The following is a 20,154-nucleotide window of genomic DNA, read 5'->3' on the forward strand; positions in this document are numbered from 1 at the left end:
CGAGGAGAACACGTGAACACACTCAAGGACGCCGATTTCGAGCACACCGGCCCAGCCCGGCCGGCCGGTCACCTGCTGCGCCAGCGCTGGCAACCCGTTTACGCCGCCGAAGACCTCGAACCCGGGCATGCGGTGCCGCTGAAGATTCTCCACGAAGAGCTGACCCTGTACCGCGGTGTGGACGGTGAGCCTCACATCGTCGCGGGCCGGTGCGCACACCGCGGGGTACTCCTGTCGGTCGGCATGGTCGAGGGCGACTGCATCCGCTGCCGGTACCACGGTTGGCAGTACGACGGATCGGGTCAGTGCGTCGACCAGCCGGCCGAACCGAAAAGCTTTGCCAAAAAGATCCGGATCCCGAGTTACCCGGTCGAGGAATACTTCGGGTTCATCTGGGTGTATCTCGGGCACGCGCCCGTGCCCGAGCTCCCGCGGTGGCCGGAACTGGAGGAGTACGGGCGTTTCCACGTGGTCGAATTGCGGAAGTGGAACTACTTCCACGACCTCGAGAACACCGTGGATGATGTCCACCAGTACTGGGTGCACAAGACGGGTGTCTATCAGGACGACGGCATGTCCGGTGAGATTCCCGAGATCACCGCGCAGACAGCCGATTTCGGTCTTGTCCAGGCCAGCAGGTTCTCCAACGGATTCGTCCGGCGGTTGGCCCTGCTGATGCCGAACACGCTGTACTTCAATTCCGGTGCGGGCGCACTGCGCGGGTTCAAGAGCTTTCTGTGGAACGTGCCCGTCGACGACGAGAGCCACATGATGTTCTTTCTGTTCATCGCCGCCCACCTGCCACCCGAGGTGGGCGCTCGAGTGGCTGCCGGCGTGCGGGAGGGCCGCAAGTATCTCTCGGGCCTGCAGCCGGTCGACGAGATCGTGCGTGCAGTCCTCAGCGGGCGAAAACGCTGGGAGGACATCGAGGAGCGCCCGGATCAGGTGCTGATCGAGGACGGCATCGTCCTGCTCGGCCAGGGCGTGCTCCCGGATCGTTCGCTCAACCGGCTCGGCAGCTCTGACGCGGCGATCATTCTGCTGCGTAGGCTCTACGCGACCGAACTGGCCGCGATCGAGAAGGGTGACGCGCTCACCAAGTTTCCCACCCCCGATGCCACCACGCTGGCACGGCTCGACGGTTGATCACAACAAGGTGAAAAGGCAGGCACTCATGACGACGATCCAGGACCTGATGGAACGAGCCTCGACCATGATCACGCAAAACCCGGACCAGGCCCGCGAGTTCAACGGCGTATACAAATTCGTGCTGGCGGGCACGGATGCCCGGACATTCATCGTCGACCTCACCGACAACCCGCGGGTCATCGACGGTGATGGCGCCGCACAATGCACCATCCACATGGAGACAACCGATTTCATCGACCTCGTCGAGGGACGGGCCGACAGACGCGCGCTGTTCTTCATGGGGAAGCTGACGGTGCAGGGCGACTGGGGACTGGCGATGAAGTTGAAGTCGCTCGACGAGATGATGAGCGACCGTAGATGACCGACCTTCAGCGCCGGGCACTTCTGGCCATCGAGAAACTCCGGGCGCGGGTACGCGAACTCGAGGGGGCCAGTCACGGCTTTGCGGTGATCGGCTATGCCGCGCGGTTCCCGGGCGCGGACACCGCCGACGAGTTCTGGACACTGCTGCGCGATGCACGAGACGCCGTCTCCGAAGTGCCCCCGGACAGGTGGGACATCGACGAGTTCTTCGACACCGATCCCGACGCGGTAGGCAAGATGGTGACCAGGCGGGCCGGGTTCGTCGACGATGTCACGGGGTTCGACGCTCCGTTCTTCGGGGTGTCCGCACGCGAGGCGACGTTCATGGACCCACAACACAGACTGCTGCTCGAGACGGCATGGCATGCTGTCGAGCACTCGGCCACGGCGCCATCGGACCTGGGGGGTACCAGGACCGGCGTGTTCATGGGACTGTCCACCCATGATTATCTGGGCCTGCTGACCGACGGTCTGACCTATGACCAGATCGAGGCATACCTCGGGACCGGCACCTCCCCGGCCGCGGCGATCGGTCGGATCAGCTATCGACTCGGCCTGCAGGGCCCGGCGGTCGCGGTCGACACCGCGTGCAGTTCATCGTTGGTGGCCGTTCACCAGGCATGCCAGGCACTGCGCAGTGGTGAGTGTGACATCGCGCTCGCCGGCGGGGTGAACGTCCTACTCAGCGCCGCGACGATGATCAACTTCTCCCGGGCCCGAATGCTGGCGCCCGACGGTCGCTGCAAGACCTTCGATGCCGCTGCGGATGGCTATGTCCGCGGCGAAGGCTGCGGTGTCGTGGTATTGAAACGCCTTGACGACGCCGTCCGCGACGGTGATCACATCCGGGCGGTGATCCGCGGCAGCGCGGTCAACCAGGACGGCGCATCCGGAGGGCTGACGGTGCCGAACGGCGGTGCTCAGCAAGAGGTCATCGCCGCGGCGCTGGAACGCAGCGGGATCTCGGCCGACGACATCGACTACCTGGAGGCGCACGGCACCGGTACCTCGCTCGGCGATCCGATCGAGGTGCAGGCCGCGGGTGCCGTTCTGGGCGGCGAACGACATCCCGGACGGCCGCTGCTGATCGGGTCGGTCAAGACGAACATCGGCCATCTCGAGGCCGCCTCCGGCATCGCCGGCCTGATCAAGGTCATCCTTTCACTCGAGCACGAAGCCCTGCCCAAACACCTCAACTTCCGCACTCCCTCACCGCACATCCCATGGGGAAGCCTGCCGGTGCGGGTTGTGCAGGACACTCTCGCCTGGCCCCGCAACGACCGACCTCGACTGGCCGGAGTCAGCTCGTTCGGATTCTCCGGGACCAACGCACACGTCATCGTCGAGGAGGCGCCGTCGTACCCTGCCGACTCCACCGACAGGGTGCGGCCGCCGGAGCGACCGGAGTCGTCGCGCTTCGAAGTGCTGCCGCTGTCCGCCCAGAGCCCGGAAGCCTTGGCGCAACTCGCCGTCAGCTACCGCGACTATCTTGCAGCCAATCCGGATGTTCGGCTGGCCGACGTGTGTTCGACAGCCGGAGTCGGCCGTTCCCACCTCGCGCACCGGGCCGCGCTCGTCGCCGATTCCACCCAATCGGTCGATGAATTGCTTGGGGCACTCGCCGAGGCCCGACCGATGACCGGCCTGGTTCGCGGTACGTGTGGCGATCCACCGAAGACCGCCTGGCTGTTTCCCGGCCAGGGCAGCCAGTTCGCCGGGATGAGCCGTGAGTTGTTCGATACCGAAGCGGTATTCCGGACGACGGTGACCGAGTGTGCCGACGTCATGGCAGCCGAGCTCGAACGTCCATTGCTCGATGCACTCTTCGACCCGCACGGCGGAGCTTCCCTGCAGCACACATCTTTTGCCCAGCCTGCACTGTTCGCCGTCGAGATGGGCCTCGCCCGGCTGTGGCAGTCATGGGGGCTCGAGCCAGATGTGTTGTTGGGGCACAGCGTCGGGCAGTATGCGGCGGCCTGTGTCGCCGGGGTGTTCAGCCTGGAAGACGGAGCGCGGTTGATCGCAGAGCGGGGCCGCCTGTTCGGCACCCTTCCGGCGGGGGGCCGAATGGTCGCAGCCTTTGCCGACGCCGACCGGGTCGAGCGGTGCACCGACGACTTCCCGCACCTGTCGGTGGCCGCCTACAACGGTGCCAACACGGTATTGTCCGGTCCTGCCGGTGATCTCCAGCGAGCGGTCGACGGCCTGTCGTCGGAGGGCGTGCGCTGCGAGTGGCTCGATACCAGCCACGCCTTCCATTCCGCGCTGCTGGACCCCGTACTCGACCGATTCGAGCGCTACGCAGAACAATTCGATTTCGGACCGCCGCAGCGGACGTTGATATGCAACCGCACCGGAACGGCAGTGAGCAGACAGACGCGGCTCGACGGTCACTACTGGCGGCGCCATGCCCGCCAGCCGGTCCAATTCGCCCAAAGCGTGCGCGCTCTGGCCGATCTCGGCTGCACCATGCTGCTGGAGGTCGGGCCGCAATCGGTGCTGTCCGCCGCCGCGCTGCGGGCGTGGCCCGACTCGGCGGCGCCCCGCGTGGTCGCCTCGCTGCGGCGCAACGGCGCCGACCGTCGCCAGATCGCCGATGCTCTCGCCGCGGCCTACGTGGCCGGTCACGTACCCGACTTCGGCTCGTGCGCGAGCGGAGCGCCTCATGAACTCGACCTGCCCACCTATCCTTTCCAGCATCGGCAATACTGGTTTCCCGCCGCGACCAGCGTCCCGGACCGCAGCGAAACGGTGCTCACCGAGACAGTTCAGCTCCTCGAAGAAGAGAGAATCGACGAGCTCGCGGAGCTGCTGGAGGTTCCAGACGACGACCACCACGCGATCGATCTACTCACACATGTCGCCGCCCAACACAATCGGCAACGCAGCACGCGGTCGATCGCCGATGCGCGATATGAGATCGGTTGGCAGGAACACCCGGCCGCCGGCTCGCCGACCGGGACCCACAGGGAAACAACCTGGCTGGTGCTCACCGAGGACGACGACGTGTCCGAGCCGATTGCCGCCGCGTTGGACGCACACGGCCACCGGTATCGGGTGCTGAAACTGCCGACATCCGACGTCGACGAACTCCACGAGGTGTTGGGCGGTGCCGCCGCCGACGAACCGAACCTCTGCATCCTGCATGTCGCGGGCATCGACCCCGTCGGAGCCTCACCGACCCGGTGCCTGCACCGCATGCAGCACAACATCCTGCCCGGAACCCGACGAATCTTCCGCGCCGCGGCCGAGGCCGGACTGCACACCCCCATCTGGCTGGTGACGCGTCGCGCACAACGAGTCGTCGATGCGGACACGGTGTCACCCGCACAGTCGTGTCTGTGGGGATTCGGTCGTGCCGCAGCCCTGGAGCTTCCGGACCTGTGGGGCGGACTGGCCGACCTCGCGGAGGACGGGATCGGCCAATGGTCGCGACTGCTCGGCCACATCACCACCGCACCGCCCGGCGAGACCCAGATCGCGTTGCGCGGCCAGGCGATTCACACTGCCCGGCTGATCCGGCGCGAGGAGCCGAAGACGACCGCCCCGCCTCGCCTTCGTCGGGATGCCAGCTACCTGGTCACCGGCGGCCTGGGCGCGCTCGGTCTGGAGATCGCTTCCCATCTCGCCACACACGGCGCAGGTCATCTGATACTCATCGGAAGGCGGGAACCCACCGAGGCGGCCCGACAGCGCATCGACACCCTGCAGGAACGTCACGGCTGCCAGATCCGGGTGCTGTCCGCGGACGTTTCCGATGCCGACGACGTCAGCCGCGTCCTGGCCACCGTGGGCGCCGAACTGCCGGTCCTGGCCGGCATCGTGCATACCGCAGGCGAGATCGGCACCGCACCGCTCCGCTCCCTGGAGGATGCCGAAACCGATCGGGTCTTTGCCGGGAAGGTCTGGGGTGCTTGGTATCTGAGCGAAGCGACCTGCGACATGGAGCTGGACTTCTTTGTCAGCACCTCGTCCATCGCCTCGGTATGGGGCAGCTTCGGTCAGACCGCCTACGGCGCGGCCAACGCCTTCCTGGATGGACTGGCCTGGCGGCAGCGGGAACACGGTGTTGCCGGGACCAGTGTGAACTTCGGACCCTGGTCGGCGGGCATGGCCGATCAGAACGCGCGCGAGCAACTGAACCTGCGTGGCATCAAGACCCTGTCACCCGCCGACGCGCTGGCCGGAATGGCCGAGCTCGTCGCGTCCTCGGCCACAACCGGGGTCGTAGCCCGGGTCGACTGGGCCCGATTCCTACCCATCTACCAACTCCAGCGCCAGCACGCATTCTTCAGCCTTCTCCAAAAGGAGATTCCCGCACCCGCCCCGACGCCGGCGCCGCAGACCCCCCAGACGACCGAGTTTGTCGAAAGGCTCGCCCTCGCCCCCGCCGAACAGCGCAAGAAGCTGGTTCTCGAACACCTTCGCCAAGCCGTCGCGGAGGTGACCCACATCGATGCGGTCGAGATCCGCGACGAGGCAGGATTCTTCGACCTCGGCATGGACTCGCTGATGGCCATCGAGCTGCGGCGCCGGCTCGAACAGGGCTTCGGCAGGCAACTCCCCGCGACACTCGCGATGGATCATCCACGGCTCTCCGACGCCGCGGAGTACCTGGTCGGCGAGGTGCTCGGGATCCAGGACCCGAAACCGATGCCACCTGGGCCGCGCGCGGCGGTCGGCGACGAGGAACCCGTCGCGATCATCGGAATGGGATGCCGGCTCCCGGGTGCAACCGACCCCGAGGCATTCTGGGAGCTGTTGGCCGGCGGCGCCGACATGATCCGGGAGATCCCCGATGACCGCTTCGACATCAACGAGTACTACGACCCCGATCCGGACACGCCGGGCAAGATCTACAGCCGGTACGGCGGCTTCCTCGACCGGATCGACGAATTCGACCCGGAGTTCTTCGGGATCTCACCTCGTGAGGCCGGGTGGATCGACCCCCAGCAACGACTGGTGCTGGAAACCGTGTGGGAGGGGCTGGAACGGGCAGGATATGCGCCCGCGGGATTGCGCGGCAGCCGAAGCGGCGTGTTCATCGGGGTGGGCGCCAACGAATACTCGCACCTGCTCGCCACCGGATCGGCCGAGTCCATCGAAGCACAGTTCATCACAGGCAACGCACTCAACGTCATCGCCGGCCGGGTCGCCTTCACGCTCGGCCTGGAAGGCCCGGCGGTCGCGGTGGACACCGCCTGCAGTTCGTCCCTGGTCGCGATCCACCAGGCCTGTCAGGCCCTGCACTCCGGCGACTGCGATCTGGCCCTGGCCGGCGGGGTCAACGTCCTGCTCAGCCCGGCCACCACGATCGCCACGTCACGGGCCCGGATGCTCGCGCCCGACGGACGGTGCAAGACCTTCGACGCCGCGGCGGACGGCTACGTGCGCAGTGAAGGATGCGGCGTACTGGTCCTCAAGAGGCTGAGCGACGCCATTCGCGACGGTGACCCGGTCAAGGCGGTGATCCGCGGCAGCGCCGTGAACCAGGACGGCGCGTCCGGTGGGCTGACAGTGCCGAACGGCGGTGCGCAACAACGGGTCATCGCCGCAGCCCTGGCACGTGCCGGAGTCGGCGGACGCGATGTCGACTATCTCGAGGCACACGGGACCGGCACCTCGCTGGGCGACCCGATCGAGGTTCAGGCAGCGGGGGCCGTCTTCGGCGTCGATCGCCCACCCGATTCGCCATTGCTGATCGGTTCGGTGAAGACCAACGTGGGGCACCTCGAGGCGGCCTCCGGTGTCGCCGGTGTGGTCAAGGTCGTGCTGTCGCTGGACCACGAAACCCTCCCCCGGCACCTGCACTTCCACAACCCGTCGCCACACATTCCGTGGGACCGTCTTGCGGTCCGAGTGGTGGACGAGGCGACACCGTGGCGGTCCAACGGCAGGCCGCGCCGGGCCGGTGTGAGTTCGTTCGGATTCAGCGGCACGAACGCACACATCCTGATCGAGGAGGCGCCGGCGAGCATCGCACCCGAGCCGGTACCGCGGCCGCAGACGCTCGGCGTGCTGGCGTTGTCGGGACGCACGCAGGAGGCGCTGGCGGCTTCGGCGCAGCGGTACGGGAAGTTCCTGGCCGCTCATCCCGACTGCGACATCGTCGAAGTGTGCTACACCGCGGGGGCGGGTCGTTCGCATTTCGAACACCGGGCCGCCATGGTCGTCGACTCCGCACAGGGTGCCGGCGAGCTGTTGCCGGGTGTCACCGAGAACCCACCCCGACCGGGTGTGGTGCGCGGGGTGTGCGGGGATCCGCCGAAGACCGCATGGCTGTTCACCGGGCAGGGCAGCCAGTACCCGGGGATGGCACGTGAGCTGTTCGACGCCGAGCCGGTCTTCCGCGACACCGTGATGCGTTGCGCGGATGCTGTCGACGGTATGCTGCCGCGTCCGCTACTGGAGGTCGTCTTCGACGACGGTGACGACGGAGTCGCGCTGCAGCACACCTCCTACGCACAGCCGGCGCTGTTCGCCGTCGAAATGGGTCTCGCCCGGTTGTGGCAGTCCTGGGGGGTCGAGCCCGATGTGGTACTCGGACACAGCGTGGGCCAGTACCCCGCAGCCTGCGTGGCCGGGGTCTTCGGCCTCGAGGACGGGGCGCGGTTGGTCGCCGAGCGCGGCCGGCTGTTCGGCAGCCTGCCCGAGGGTGGGCGGATGGCGGCGGTGTTCACCGACGCCGAACACGTGGAGGACTTCGCCGACGAGTTCCCCGCTATTTCGGTGGCTGCCTACAACGGCGCCAACACCGTGCTGTCCGGACCGGAAGCAGACCTGGAACGGATCGTGGCCGACTGCGCCGCAGCCGGGATCCGCACCACGTGGCTGGACACCAGTCACGCGTTTCACTCCGAGCTTCTGGAACCGGTGCTCGCCGAGTTCGAGACCTACGCGGCCGCGATGGTGTACGCCACCCCGACTCACCCACTGGTGTGCAACCGCACCGGTCTGGTGCTCGACGGATCGGCACCGCTGGATGCGCAGTATTGGCGGCGGCATGCCCGCCAGCCGGTGCAGTTCGCCGAAAGCGTTCGCACGCTTGCCCAACTGGGATGCTCGGTGTTGATGGAGATCGGCCCCCAGCCCGTCCTCACCGCTGCCGCTGCGCAGGCGTGGCCCGAATCTTCGGCCCCGCCGAACGCCATCGCGTCGCTGAGGAAGGGCCAGGGCGACTGCCGCCACATCGCCGGGGCGGTGGCCGCCGCATACGTCGCGGGGCACCGACCTGACTTTGCGGCGGTACATCACGGACCGCACCGCACCCTGCAGCTACCCACCTACCCCTTCCAGCACCGCCGCTGCTGGCCGAAGACCTCCGCCATCCATACCGACGGCGCCGGCGGATCGGGGATTCTCGGCACCGCACACGATCTCGCCTCCGGCGACACCGTGTACACCAGCCGGATCGGTGTCAGATCGCAGCCCTGGCTCGCCGACCACATCATCTACGGCACGGTGGTCGTCCCCGGCGCCACCTATGCAGCCATGGCCCTTGCCGCGGTGCCCACCCCGGCCGAGGTTACCGAGGTGTACTTCTACGAACCGATCATTCTGAGTGACAAGGACTCCCGGGAACTGCAACTCACCCTGCATCCATCCGACGACGGCGACGGGTGGACGTTCCAGGTACACAGCCGCCCCTACCGGGATCGAGACGCGGCCTGGTCGCTGAACGCCGGCGGTTCGGTCGCCGGTCACGTCGAGGACGATGCCGCACCCGCCCAGGTGGAATCCATCGACACGGTCCTCGAACGGTTGACCCGCACCCGTACCCAGGAACTGTTCGACGCCTTCGCCGACAATGAACTGGCCTGGGGACCCACCTGGTGTTCGTCGCTGAAAGGGCTGTGGGTCGACGGGGGCGAGGCGGTCGCAGACATCACCGTCGGCACCGAACTCGGTGAGCACATCGGCGCCGAACCCATCCACCCGGTGCTGCTGGACCTCTGCACCGGTATCGCCGGCGCCGCACTTCTCGCCGCCGCCGAACGCACCGGGGCGGCAACCGACCTGTTCCTGCCGCTGAGATACGGGCGGGTCACCGTCCGCGAGCGAATGCCCCGCCGATTCTATTGCCGCGCCGCCTGGCGGTCCGGGGGCGTCGACAGCGAGACACAGGTCTTCGACCTCGACTTCGTCGACAGGGACGGCCACATTCTCGGTGGCATTGGGGAATTCACCGTGAAACGGGCTCCGCGGGAGGCACTGTTACGCGGGATCGGCGGAGATGCGACGCGCTCGTTGTACCGCATCGGGTGGCGCGAGACCCTGCCGCACGCCGGCGACGGCACGTCCGGGTCGGGCAGCAGGTGGCTGGTCGCCGGATTCGACCGGCTCGCCGCCGAGCTTCCGGGGTCGATCAGCGTCGAGTTCGGCCACGACCGTGTCGGGGACGACGCGGTGGTCCTCGATCCCGCCGATACCGGTTGGTGGGGGCGACTGTTCGCCGCCGAACCGGAGCAGGGTCGCCGACCCACCGGGCTGATCTGGCGCGCCGCCGGCCGTTCCGGCACCGATGCGTCCGCAGTCGACGACGTCGACCTGCTCGAGAGTCAGGTCGGCGCGATACTCGTTGCCGTACAGGCGCTCTTGGCCCCGGACGCGATGACACTGCCCGGCGGGCTGTGGATCGTCACCGAGCGTGGAGTGGCGACCGAGCCCGGTGAACACGTGGACCCGGTGCAGGCGGCGATATGGGGCCTCGGCCGGACGATCGGCGCCGAGCAGCCGGGCCTGCGCTGCAGGTTGGTGGACCTCGACGGGTCCGCCGATGCGGTCGACCAACTTGCCGGTCTGCTCACCGCACCGGATCTGGAACCGGAACTGGCTTTGCGGCAGGGTAAATGGCTGGTGCCGCGGCTGCTGCCCTGGGCGCGCGCCGGGCAACTCGCGGTGCCCCGTGGGGAGGACTACGTGTTGGCACCCACCGAACGCGGCGTGCTCGACAACCTCCGCCTGGTGGCGACGGAGGTACCCGCACCCGGGGAGGGCTACGTTCAGGTACGCGTGCAGGCTGCTGGGCTCAACTTCCGGGACGTGCTCAATGCGCTGGGTCTCTACCCGGGTGACCCGGGACCGATCGGCGGTGAACTTGCCGGGATCGTCGATGCGGTCGGTCCCGGTGTCGACGAATTCCAGCCCGGTCAAAAGGTATTCGGGTTCGCGCCCGGCGCATTCGCCAGCCGGGTCAATGTGCCGGTCCAGTTCCTGGCGGCCACCCCGACCGGACTGGACGCGGTGTCGGCAGCGACCACGCCGGCCGCGATGCTCACCGCGCGGCTGGCATTCGACTGGGCCTCTCTGCGCGCCGGCGACCGGGTGCTCGTCCACGCCGCCAGCGGCGGAGTCGGACTCGCCGCGGTGCAATTGGCGCAGAAGCGCGGGGCCATCGTGTTCGCGACCGCCAGCACCTACAAACGGCAGATGTTGCGGGATATGGGTGTCGAACACGTCTATGACTCGCGGAGCACCGATTTCGCCGATCAGATACTCGTCGACACCGACGGATCGGGAGTCGACGTCGTGCTGAACAGTCTCACCAACGAGGGCTTCGTCGCGGCCACGGTGCGTGCGACAGCAGCAAACGGCCGGTTCGCCGAGATCGCCAAGCGAGACATCTGGTCCCCCGAGCAGATGGGCGAAGCCCGGCCTGACATCGACTACGAGATCCTCGCGCTCGACGAGGTCATGCAGGGCGACCCCGAACGCATCCGGCGCCTGCTCGCCGACCTGGCGGAGGAGTTGTCCCGCGCAGAGGTGACCGCGCTGCCGTTCGAGGTTTACCCGGTCACCGAGGCGAAAACGGCGTTCCGCCGCATGCAACAGGCGCGGCACATCGGCAAGATCGTTCTGCAGATGCCGCTTCCGCTGCAGCCACGCGGCGACCGCAGCTATCTCATCACCGGCGGCCTCGGTGCGCTCGGCCTGCACACAGCGGCCTACCTTGCCCAGCTGGGCGCCGGCGACATCGTGTTGGCGGGCCGACACGCACCTGACGATGCTGGGCGAGAGTCGATTGCGGAGATGTCGGACCGGTACCACTGCCGAATCCACCCCATGGTGGCTGACATCGCCGACGAATCGCAAGCCCGCGAGTTGGTGCAGCGGATTCGCGCGGAGCTACCTCCGCTGGCCGGCGTGGCGCATCTCGCGGGTGTGCTCGACGATGCGCTGATCCCCCAGCTCGACGTGGAACGGTTCCGCAAGGTGCTCGAACCCAAGGCGCTCGGCGCGCTGAATCTGCACAGGCTGTCGGTGGACGACGATCTCGAGTTCTTCATCGTCTACTCCTCGGGTTCGAGTGTGCTCGGTTCACCGGGCCAGGCGAACTACGCCACCGCGAACGCTCTGCTCGACGGGCTCGTCGCGGAGCGCAGGGCACAGGGCCTGGTGGGGACCAGCATCAACTGGGGCCCGTGGGCGAACAGCGGCATGGCCACCTCGGCCGCAGCGCGGGCCAACCTCGGCGCGCACGGACTGATCCCCCTCGAACCCGCCGCGGCGCTCAACGCGCTGGGCGAGGTGGTCACGCACGGAATCGGGCAAGCGGTGGTGCTAAAGGCCAATTGGCAACGCGCGGCGAAGCTGCTCGGCGCCAGCCGCCCGCCGATCCTCGATATCGTGCTCCCCAGTGCCGTTGCGGTGACGGCCGGGAACAGCGAGTTGCTCCGGCAGCTCTACGAAATACCGGTCGCGCAGCGCGGCAGCTTCGTCACCGAGCACCTGCAGCGCCAGCTACAGCAGATCCTCGGCCTGGCCCAACCACCGACCGCGAACAGCCGGTTCCTGGAACTCGGCATGGACTCCCTGATGGCCGTCGAGCTTCGCAACCGGCTGCTGGCCCAGTTCGGCAGTTCCTTCGTCATCACCGCCACCGCTGTCTTCGACTACCCGACAATCGGTTCGCTGGCCGAGTACCTTGCCGCTCAGACACCAGAGCAGGCCGGCGCCGAGGCGGTCGCAGGGCCGGCCGCATGACCGGCCACCGTCGGACGTAGCACCGGTCGCGACAAGGAGGTGCGCTGATGCTCGATATGTGCGAGGTCACCAAGGGCTACCGCGTTGGCGGTCAAAACGTACGCGCGCTCGACGGTGTCACGCTGACCCTGACCGGTGGAGAGTTCGTCTCGGTCGTCGGCCCGTCGGGCGCGGGCAAAAGCACCCTGCTCCACCTGATCGGAGCGCTGGACAGACCCGATTCCGGTTCAATCCGGTTTCAGGGCGAGGAGATCGGCGATCTCGACGACGAACAACAGTCGGAGTTCCGCCGCCACAGTGTCGGGTTCGTCTTCCAGTTCTTCAATCTGCTGCCGACGATGACCGCCTGGGAGAACGTCGCCGTGCCCAAGCTGCTCGACGGGTCGAGAATGTCGAAGGCCAAACCCCGGGCGATGGATCTGCTCGACCGGGTCGGGCTCGGCGATCGCGCCGAACACCGGCCTTCGGAACTCTCGGGCGGGCAGATGCAGCGGGTGGCGGTGGCACGGGCACTGATGATGGACCCGCCACTGATTCTCGCCGACGAGCCGACCGGCAACCTCGACACGAAGACCGGCACAGCCATCATGGCGCTGCTGACCGACGTCGCCCATCAGCAGGACCGCTCGGTCGTGATGGTGACCCACAATCTGGAGGCCGCGTCGTCGACGGACCGGGTGATCACCCTCCAGGACGGCCGTCTGGGAGCCGACACCCGCGCCGGTGGAGAGTACGCGTGATCCTCGACCGGCTTCGGCTGTTCAACCTCCGGGAGCTCAGGCGCCATCCCGGCCGTACCGCGATGTCCCTTGCGGTGGTTGCTATCTCGGCGACACTGCTGGTCGCCGTGTTCGGGATCGCAGGTTCGATCACCGGGTCCTCTGACCGGTTGGTGGCGGGCATCGGGGGAAACGCCAGCCTCGAGGTCTCCGGCGTCACCGACACCGGATTCCCCGACGACATCCAACGGGCCGTCGCCGCAGTGCCCGGCGTTGCCGCGGCGGTGCCGATGCTGCGGACCTCGGTCGGCAAACCGTCCGAACGCGTCGTGGTACTCGGCGTCGACCGCACCATCGAGGCGATGCTCAGCGATCTGCAACGCGCAGTACGGGATCAGATCGGTCCACTGCTCGAGGAGCCCAACAGGGTCGCCGTGGGGGCCGGCACGGGCCGTGCCGAGAACGACACGTTCCCACTGGGGAACGGACGGGTCACCGCCGCCGCCGTCATCACCGGCGCCGACGCCGAACGGATCAACGGCGCGAACTTCGTCGTGGGTCCCCTACCGTTGATCCAACGCCTGATGGGGCGGGAGGGGATGCTCGATTCCGTGCTGGTGGTCGCCGCACCGGATACCGACCTCGGTGCCCTGCGCGCCGATATCACCGAGGCGGTGGGCGGACGGGCCGTCGTCACCGAACCGACCTTCCGGTCCGTGCAGTCCGGGGGCGCCGTCGCGGTGATGAGGGCACTCATGTTGTCGGCCGCTTCGTGCGCGCTCGTCGTCGCCGGCTTCCTGGTCTTCAACGCGATGAGCATGGCGATCACACAGCGCCGCCCGGTGATCTCGCTGCTGCGCGCCATCGGGGCCAGGAAAAGACAGATCGTGGGCGACCTGCTGCTGGAGTCCGCGCTGGTCGGCCTCGTCGGCGGACTTCTCGGATCGGCACTGGGCGTGTTCATCGGCAAGCAGGCCATCGGCTCGCTGCCCGCAGCCCTGTTGCAGGGCTACGAGACCCGCACCGAATTCATCCTGCCCGGGTACGCGATCCCTGTCGGTGTGACGGCGTGCGTTGCGGTCAGCGTCGCGGCCGCGGCGCTGGCGGCGCGCCAGGTGTACAAGGTCGAACCCGTCGAGGCGCTGGCGCCCGTCGGGGCGTCGGCGGTCGATGCCGTCGGCGTTCCCGCCCGGGTGGTCGCGGGGATCCTCGGCGTCGGCCTGATCGCGACGGCCGCTGTGGTCGCCTCTGCCGACCTGGGCAGGCTCTCGGTGGCGTCGATCGGACTCGCGGCGTTCGGCGACATCGCCGTGTGTTTCGCTTTCGCCGCAGCCATCGTCGCCGCGGCCGCGGCCGTTGCACGACGGTTCGGTGCGCCCGGCGCTCTTGCTGCGGCGACGATCGAGCGAGCGCCACGCCGGGTGTGGGCGACCCTGATGACGGTGCTGATCGCGGTGTCGATCACCGTGCAGAGCACCGGTTCCAACGCCAACGCCATCGACTCGACAGACGCCAGTTTCGCCTCGCTGGGTGACGTTGACATCTACGTGAGTTCCGCCGGCCCGGGGGTCTACCCGACAGCGCCCATTCTGCCTCCACAGACCGAATCCGCGATCCGCTCGACCCCCGGCGTCGCCGACGTCACCCCGGGACAGATGGCGTATGCGACGGTGGGCAACAACCGCATCATCATTCAGGGGCTCGCCCCGGGCACCGTGGCTCCGCCGTCGACCGCGATGAGTCAGGCTGTGCGAGAGGAGGTCCTGTCCGGAAACGGGGTCGTCGTCTCCCGCGACATCGCCCGCACCCTCGGAGTGCGGGCCGGTGACGAGTTGAGCCTGCCCACCCCCACCGGTGTGCACGACGTCCGTGTCCTCGAGGTCGTGCCGTTCTTTTCGCTTCTCGGCGGCGTGCTGTCGATGAGCCTGGCCCAGCTGCGGGACTGGTTCGACCGTCCGGGCTCGACGATCCTCGCCATCACCCTGGCACCCGGCGCCGACCCTGCCGAGGTCGAACCGGCGATACGCGCCAAGATGCCGCCCGATGTCCAGGTCTACACCGGAAGCGACGCGGCCACGGCGGTCGGCGCATCGATGTCCCAGGGCGTCGCACTCATCGCCGTCATGGCGTGGATCGTGGTCTTTGTCGCCAGCGTCGCACTGCTCAACACACTGATGTTGTCGGTGCTGGAGCGACGCCGCGAACTCGGCGTTCTGCGTGCGATGGGTTCGTCACGCGGGTTCGCGTTGCGCACCGTCCTAGCGGAGGCCGCGGGCATCGGCGTCGTGGGCGCGGCCATCGGAGCGGCATTCGGCGCCGTCAACCAATACCTCAACGCGGCGGCGCTGACGAATGTGCTGAGCATCGACGTCATCTACCAGCCCAGTGTGCTTGCATTGGTGTTCGCCGGCGCCGCATTCGGTTTGACCCTGCTGGGAGCGATTCCCCCGGCGGTTCGCGCCGCCCGCCTTGACATCGTCGAAGCCGTGGCGGTCGACTAGGGTGACGATGAAGCGCCGCAACGACGTGGGGACCGGCCGGTTCTTCAGAGATCAGACCTATCACCATGCACTGCTTCGCGCATTGAACCAGGTGGTCACACACGGCGCCGACATCTCGGAGGTCCTGCAGGCGTCAACGCACATGCGATCCGGCGACGAGCAGAACTGGTACGCACAGTGGAGTGCGCTCGCCGAACGAAATGTGCTCCGCGCCGAAGCCGTTCACAACGCCAGGAGCCGCGGTGAGGCGCTGCTGCGAGCACACACCTACTACACGAGGGCCCAATTCTTTCTGCCGCCAACCGATCCCAAGCGTCCCGCGGCCTACCGGCGGTGCCGTGACCTCTTCTACGCCGCCCTGCAGACCCTGGGCACCGGCTACGAACGGATCGCCGTTCCGTATCTCGAGAACCATCTCGACGCCGTCTACTATCCCGCCCCTCACCCGGCGAGCGAGGTGTTGATCGTCTTCCACGGCGGTTACGACACGATAGTCGAAGAGTTGTACTTCTTCCTTGCTGCCGAGGCGAACTCGCGTGGTTTCTCGGTCCTGACCTTCGACGGACCCGGCCAGGGACAGCCGCTACGCGATCAGGGTCTGCGCTTCACCCACGAATGGGAGAAGCCCACTTCGGCGGTCCTCGACGCGTTCACCGCAGCCCACGGCCCACCGGAGAAGGTCGTCCTGGTCGGCCTGAGCTTAGGCGGCTGCCTGGCTCCCCGCGCAGCCGCGTTCGAGCCGAGAATCGATGGCGTCGTCTCCTACGGTGTGCTCTTCGACATGCACTCCGCCCTCTTGGACAGGACCCCGTCGATATTGCGAATGCTTCGACGACTCGGTTGCGACGGACTCGTCGACGCCCTGGCGCGCCGCGGCGCTGCCTTCGATCCCGGGGTGAGGTGGGGTCTTGCGAACGCGGAATGGACGCTGGGCAGCGTCGGACTGTCCGGAATGCTCGACGCCGCAAAGTCGTACACGCTGTCGGATGTTGCCGAGCGCATCCACCAGGACGTGCTGATCCTGGCCGGCACCGAGGACCAGTTCATCCCGCTCGGCCAGGTCGAGCGCTACCGGGAGTCGCTGATCAACGCTCGAAGCGTGACGACACGCGTCTACGACCGGGCGTCCGGCGGTCAGGAGCACTCCCAGCTCGGTGCTCCCACGCTGTGGCAGGCCGACTTCTTCGACTGGGTCGCCGAGAAGTTCGGCTAGCCCGGCGGTGAGTTCGCTCGGCACCCACGCCCGCAGACTGCCGCCAGGCGACCCCGACACACTCATCGTGGCGTTCCCGCACAGGGAGGGGTTCCCTGCCGGGTCGGGTACGCGGTCGCGGTGTTGTGGCTGTGGCTTACCGGGTTTTCGTAGCTGTCGGGGGCGGCAGTTTATGCTCACAGTAGGCACCACCGTGAACAGCGCACATCTCATCGAACCAGTCGTTTTGTCGATGGTCAGCCCTCTCCCATCCCACGACCAGGTAGATGTACCCGGCCAAGAGTGCCGCGGTGACGATGAACATGAACCAAAAGATCATGGGCCATCGCCGGTGGGGCAGTCTCGACAGATTCTGGGGCATTGCGGGCATCCGTATCCAAGCCGTTGCGACCATCTAGTCTTATCAGAGGAAAGTTATCGTTGCCGCCGACCTGAGCGCCAACGTGTTGGCAGCCCTGGCGGCAGCGGGCGCCGAATATGGCTCGGCGATTGTCTCAAGTGTTCGCCGAAGAAGGCCAGACGCCGCTGCCGGGCATCCTCGGCTCCAGGTTCCGCGTAGGCCATTCTGGCGATGTTTTGAATGACCTTCGAGGGTTCCTGGGTTCCCAAGTCATTCATGAAGCAATGTCCAACGTTGGGACACTCCTTGACGCTTGCGGCGTCGGTTGAACCGGACGGGCACGGGCTACTCCCAGCCGCCGGGCGACAGGTATTTCGCGTAGTGCGTGGGAGTAATGGCCCGCGGGACGATCGCCGGAGGGCGCATAGACTGTAGCAACCAGTGAGAAAGACCGACGGGGGCGTGACGTGCTGCTGGCAGTCACCCGAATCGCCATCCATGCACCACGGCAGATCATCGCCGTCGCGCTGCTCGTAATGGTCGGCGCGGCGATCGTCGGCATCCCGGTGACCAAGAGTCTGTCGGGCGGCGGCATGCGCGATCCGACATCGGAGTCGTCTCAGACCGCAAAATTGCTGTCCGACAGTTTCGGCCAGGGCGACATGACGATGGTGGTCAGCGTTACATCGAATGACGGGGTCGAGAGTCCCGCGGTTCGAGCGGTCGGCACCGACATCGTCCGACAGCTGCAGAACTCCCCGTACGTCAGCCAGGTGACGTCCGCATGGACCGCCCCTTCCACCGCCCTGATCAGTGAAGACGGCAAGACCGGGCTGATCCTGGCCGGTATCTCCGGCGACGATAACGAGGCGCCGAGGTACGCCAGAGAACTGACCGACGCACATGTGCATGACCGCGACGGCGTCACGGTGCGGGCCGGCGGCGAGCCCACGATCTATTGGGAGACCACCGACCAGACGCTGACGGATCTGATGCTCGTCGATTCGCTGGCGCTGCCCCTGAGTTTCCTGGTGCTGGTCTGGGTGTTCGGCGGTTTGGTCGCGGCCGCGCTGCCGATGGCGGTCGGTGTCTTCGCGATCCTCGGGACGATGGCGGTGCTGCGCCTGATATCGCTCTTGACGGATGTTTCGATTTTCGCCTTGAATCTGGCGGTCGCGCTGGGCGTGGCACTGGCGATCGACTACACCCTGCTGATCCTCAGCCGTTATCGAGACGAGATGGCCACTGGCGCCACCCGGCATGGGGCGCTGGAACGCACCATGACGACCGCGGGCCGCACCGTGTTGTTTTCGGCGATGACGGTGGCGTCGTCCATGGTGCCGATGGTGCTGTTCCCGCAATACTTCCTGAAGTCTTTCGCATACGCGGGCGTGGCCGTGGTCATTTTGGCGGCGACCGCGTCGATAGTGGTGACCCCCGCCGCGATCGCCCTGCTCGGCGAGCGCCTCGACCTGCTGGACATCCACAAGCTGTTACGCCGGATGCTCGGTCGCCCGGCCCCGGAACCCAAGCCGGTGGAGCAGACGTTCTGGTATCGCATGGCGAAGTTCGTCATGCGCCACGCGGTGCCGATCGGGGTTGCAGTAGTCGCCGGGCTGCTGGTGCTCGGAACGCCTTTCCTCGGAGTCAAGTGGGGCTTTCCCGACGACCGAATGCTGCCATCCTCGACATCCGCGCGCCAGGTCGGCGATCAGCTGCGCAACGACTTTGCCGTCAACCCGTTGACCAACATCACGATGGTGATGACCGACGCCGACGGTGTCGGCGTTGCCGACTTCGGCCGCTACGCGGCCGCGCTGTCGAAGGTGCCTGACGTCTCGTCGGTGTCTTCACCGGGCGGTACCTTCGTCGACGGCCGGCCCGCCGGTCCGCCGACGACACCAGCCGACGTCAGGGACGGCAGCGCGTTCTTGACCGTGACCAGCACCGCGCCGCTGTTCTCGGACGACTCGGCGGCCCAGCTCGACCGGCTACACGCAGTCTCCACCCCGGCCGGCACAACCGTGCTGTTGGGAGGCGTCGCGCAGGGCAATCACGACAGCGTGCATGCGATCACCAGTCGCCTGCCCTTGGTGCTCGGGATCATCGCCGGCATCACCCTCATCCTGTTGTTCCTGTTGACCGGCAGCGTCGTGCTGCCGGTCAAGGCCGTGTTGCTCAACATCTTGTCGCTGACGGCCGCGTTCGGTGCGCTGGTGTGGGTCTTCCAAGACGGGCATCTCGGCGCGCTCGGCTCGACGTCAACCGGCACGCTGGAGGTGGACCTGCCGGTATTGTTGTTCTGCATCGTATTTGGACTATCCATGGATTACGAAGTCTTTCTGATCTCGCGGATCCGTGAGTACTGGCTCGAATCGGACCGCACGTCGGCCGCCAACAGCGAGAGCGTCGCCCTCGGCGTTGCGCGCACCGGCCGGGTGATCACCGCGGCCGCGCTGGTGATGTCGATCTCGTTCGCCGCGTTGATGGCAGCGCAGGTGTCCTTCGTGCGAATGATCGGCCTCGGTCTCACGCTGGCGGTGCTGATGGACGCGACCCTGGTTCGGATGCTGCTCGTGCCTGCCTTCATGCGGGTGGTCGGCCGCCTGAACTGGTGGGCGCCCAAACCGCTTGCCCGGCTCCATGACCGGATCGGGCTCAGCGAGCCCGCAAGGCATGGCGCATCCGATGCTTTGCAGCCGCGCGAATCCGCGTAGCGGAGTGCCCCGGCATTGCAGGCCACCCCCCCAAGGCATAGGTGATTTCGTCTCCGGCTCAGGGTCAGCCCGTTGTCTCTGGATATCCTGGCGTCGGATTTTGGTCGACGATCCACGCGGGATGCATTGCGACCCAGCCCGGTATCGGGCTGGGTCGCCGGCATCGACG

At 67.1% G+C, this 20,154-nt stretch carries 7 protein-coding genes; all 7 read left to right on the top strand.

Features of this window, described 5'->3' with window-relative positions; translation table 11 throughout:
• Positions 1–12 precede the first annotated feature (12 nt).
• The 7 genes from JDV09_RS11180 to JDV09_RS11210 all read left to right on the top strand — a co-directional run bounded on the left by JDV09_RS11180 (position 13) and on the right by JDV09_RS11210 (position 19,985).
• Positions 13–1,146 carry a Rieske 2Fe-2S domain-containing protein gene (locus tag JDV09_RS11180; RefSeq protein WP_221369197.1) on the top strand — a complete coding sequence of 378 codons (1,134 nt, stop codon included), beginning with the start codon at positions 13–15 and terminating at the stop codon, positions 1,144–1,146.
• Entirely contained in the window at positions 1,115–1,510 is a 396-nt protein-coding gene (locus JDV09_RS11185) for an SCP2 sterol-binding domain-containing protein (protein ID WP_221369198.1), read from the top strand. The genes JDV09_RS11180 and JDV09_RS11185 overlap by 32 nt, the downstream gene beginning before the upstream one ends.
• Entirely contained in the window at positions 1,507–12,495 is a 10,989-nt protein-coding gene (locus tag JDV09_RS11190) for a type I polyketide synthase (protein ID WP_221369199.1), read from the top strand. Before JDV09_RS11185 ends, JDV09_RS11190 begins: the two co-directional genes overlap by 4 nt.
• A gap of 47 nt (positions 12,496–12,542) precedes the next feature.
• Positions 12,543–13,235 (top strand): ABC transporter ATP-binding protein, encoded by a 693-nt coding sequence (locus tag JDV09_RS11195; RefSeq protein ID WP_372452897.1) that lies wholly within the window; start codon positions 12,543–12,545, stop codon positions 13,233–13,235.
• Complete coding sequence (locus JDV09_RS11200; protein ID WP_221369200.1) at positions 13,232–15,715, top strand: ABC transporter permease; 2,484 nt, start codon at positions 13,232–13,234, stop codon at positions 15,713–15,715. Before JDV09_RS11195 ends, JDV09_RS11200 begins: the two co-directional genes overlap by 4 nt.
• 7 nt (positions 15,716–15,722) lie before the next feature.
• Positions 15,723–16,928: an alpha/beta hydrolase family protein gene (locus tag JDV09_RS11205; RefSeq protein WP_255605198.1), complete on the top strand. Its 1,206-nt coding sequence runs from the start codon at positions 15,723–15,725 to the stop codon at positions 16,926–16,928.
• 807 nt (positions 16,929–17,735) lie between these two features.
• On the top strand, positions 17,736–19,985 hold the full coding sequence (locus JDV09_RS11210) for an MMPL family transporter (RefSeq protein ID WP_308124090.1): 2,250 nt from the start codon (positions 17,736–17,738) through the stop codon (positions 19,983–19,985).
• Positions 19,986–20,154 lie beyond the last annotated feature (169 nt).

It is taken from the genome of Mycolicibacterium xanthum (assembly GCF_019710635.1).
Lineage (GTDB): Bacteria > Actinomycetota > Actinomycetes > Mycobacteriales > Mycobacteriaceae > Mycobacterium > Mycobacterium xanthum.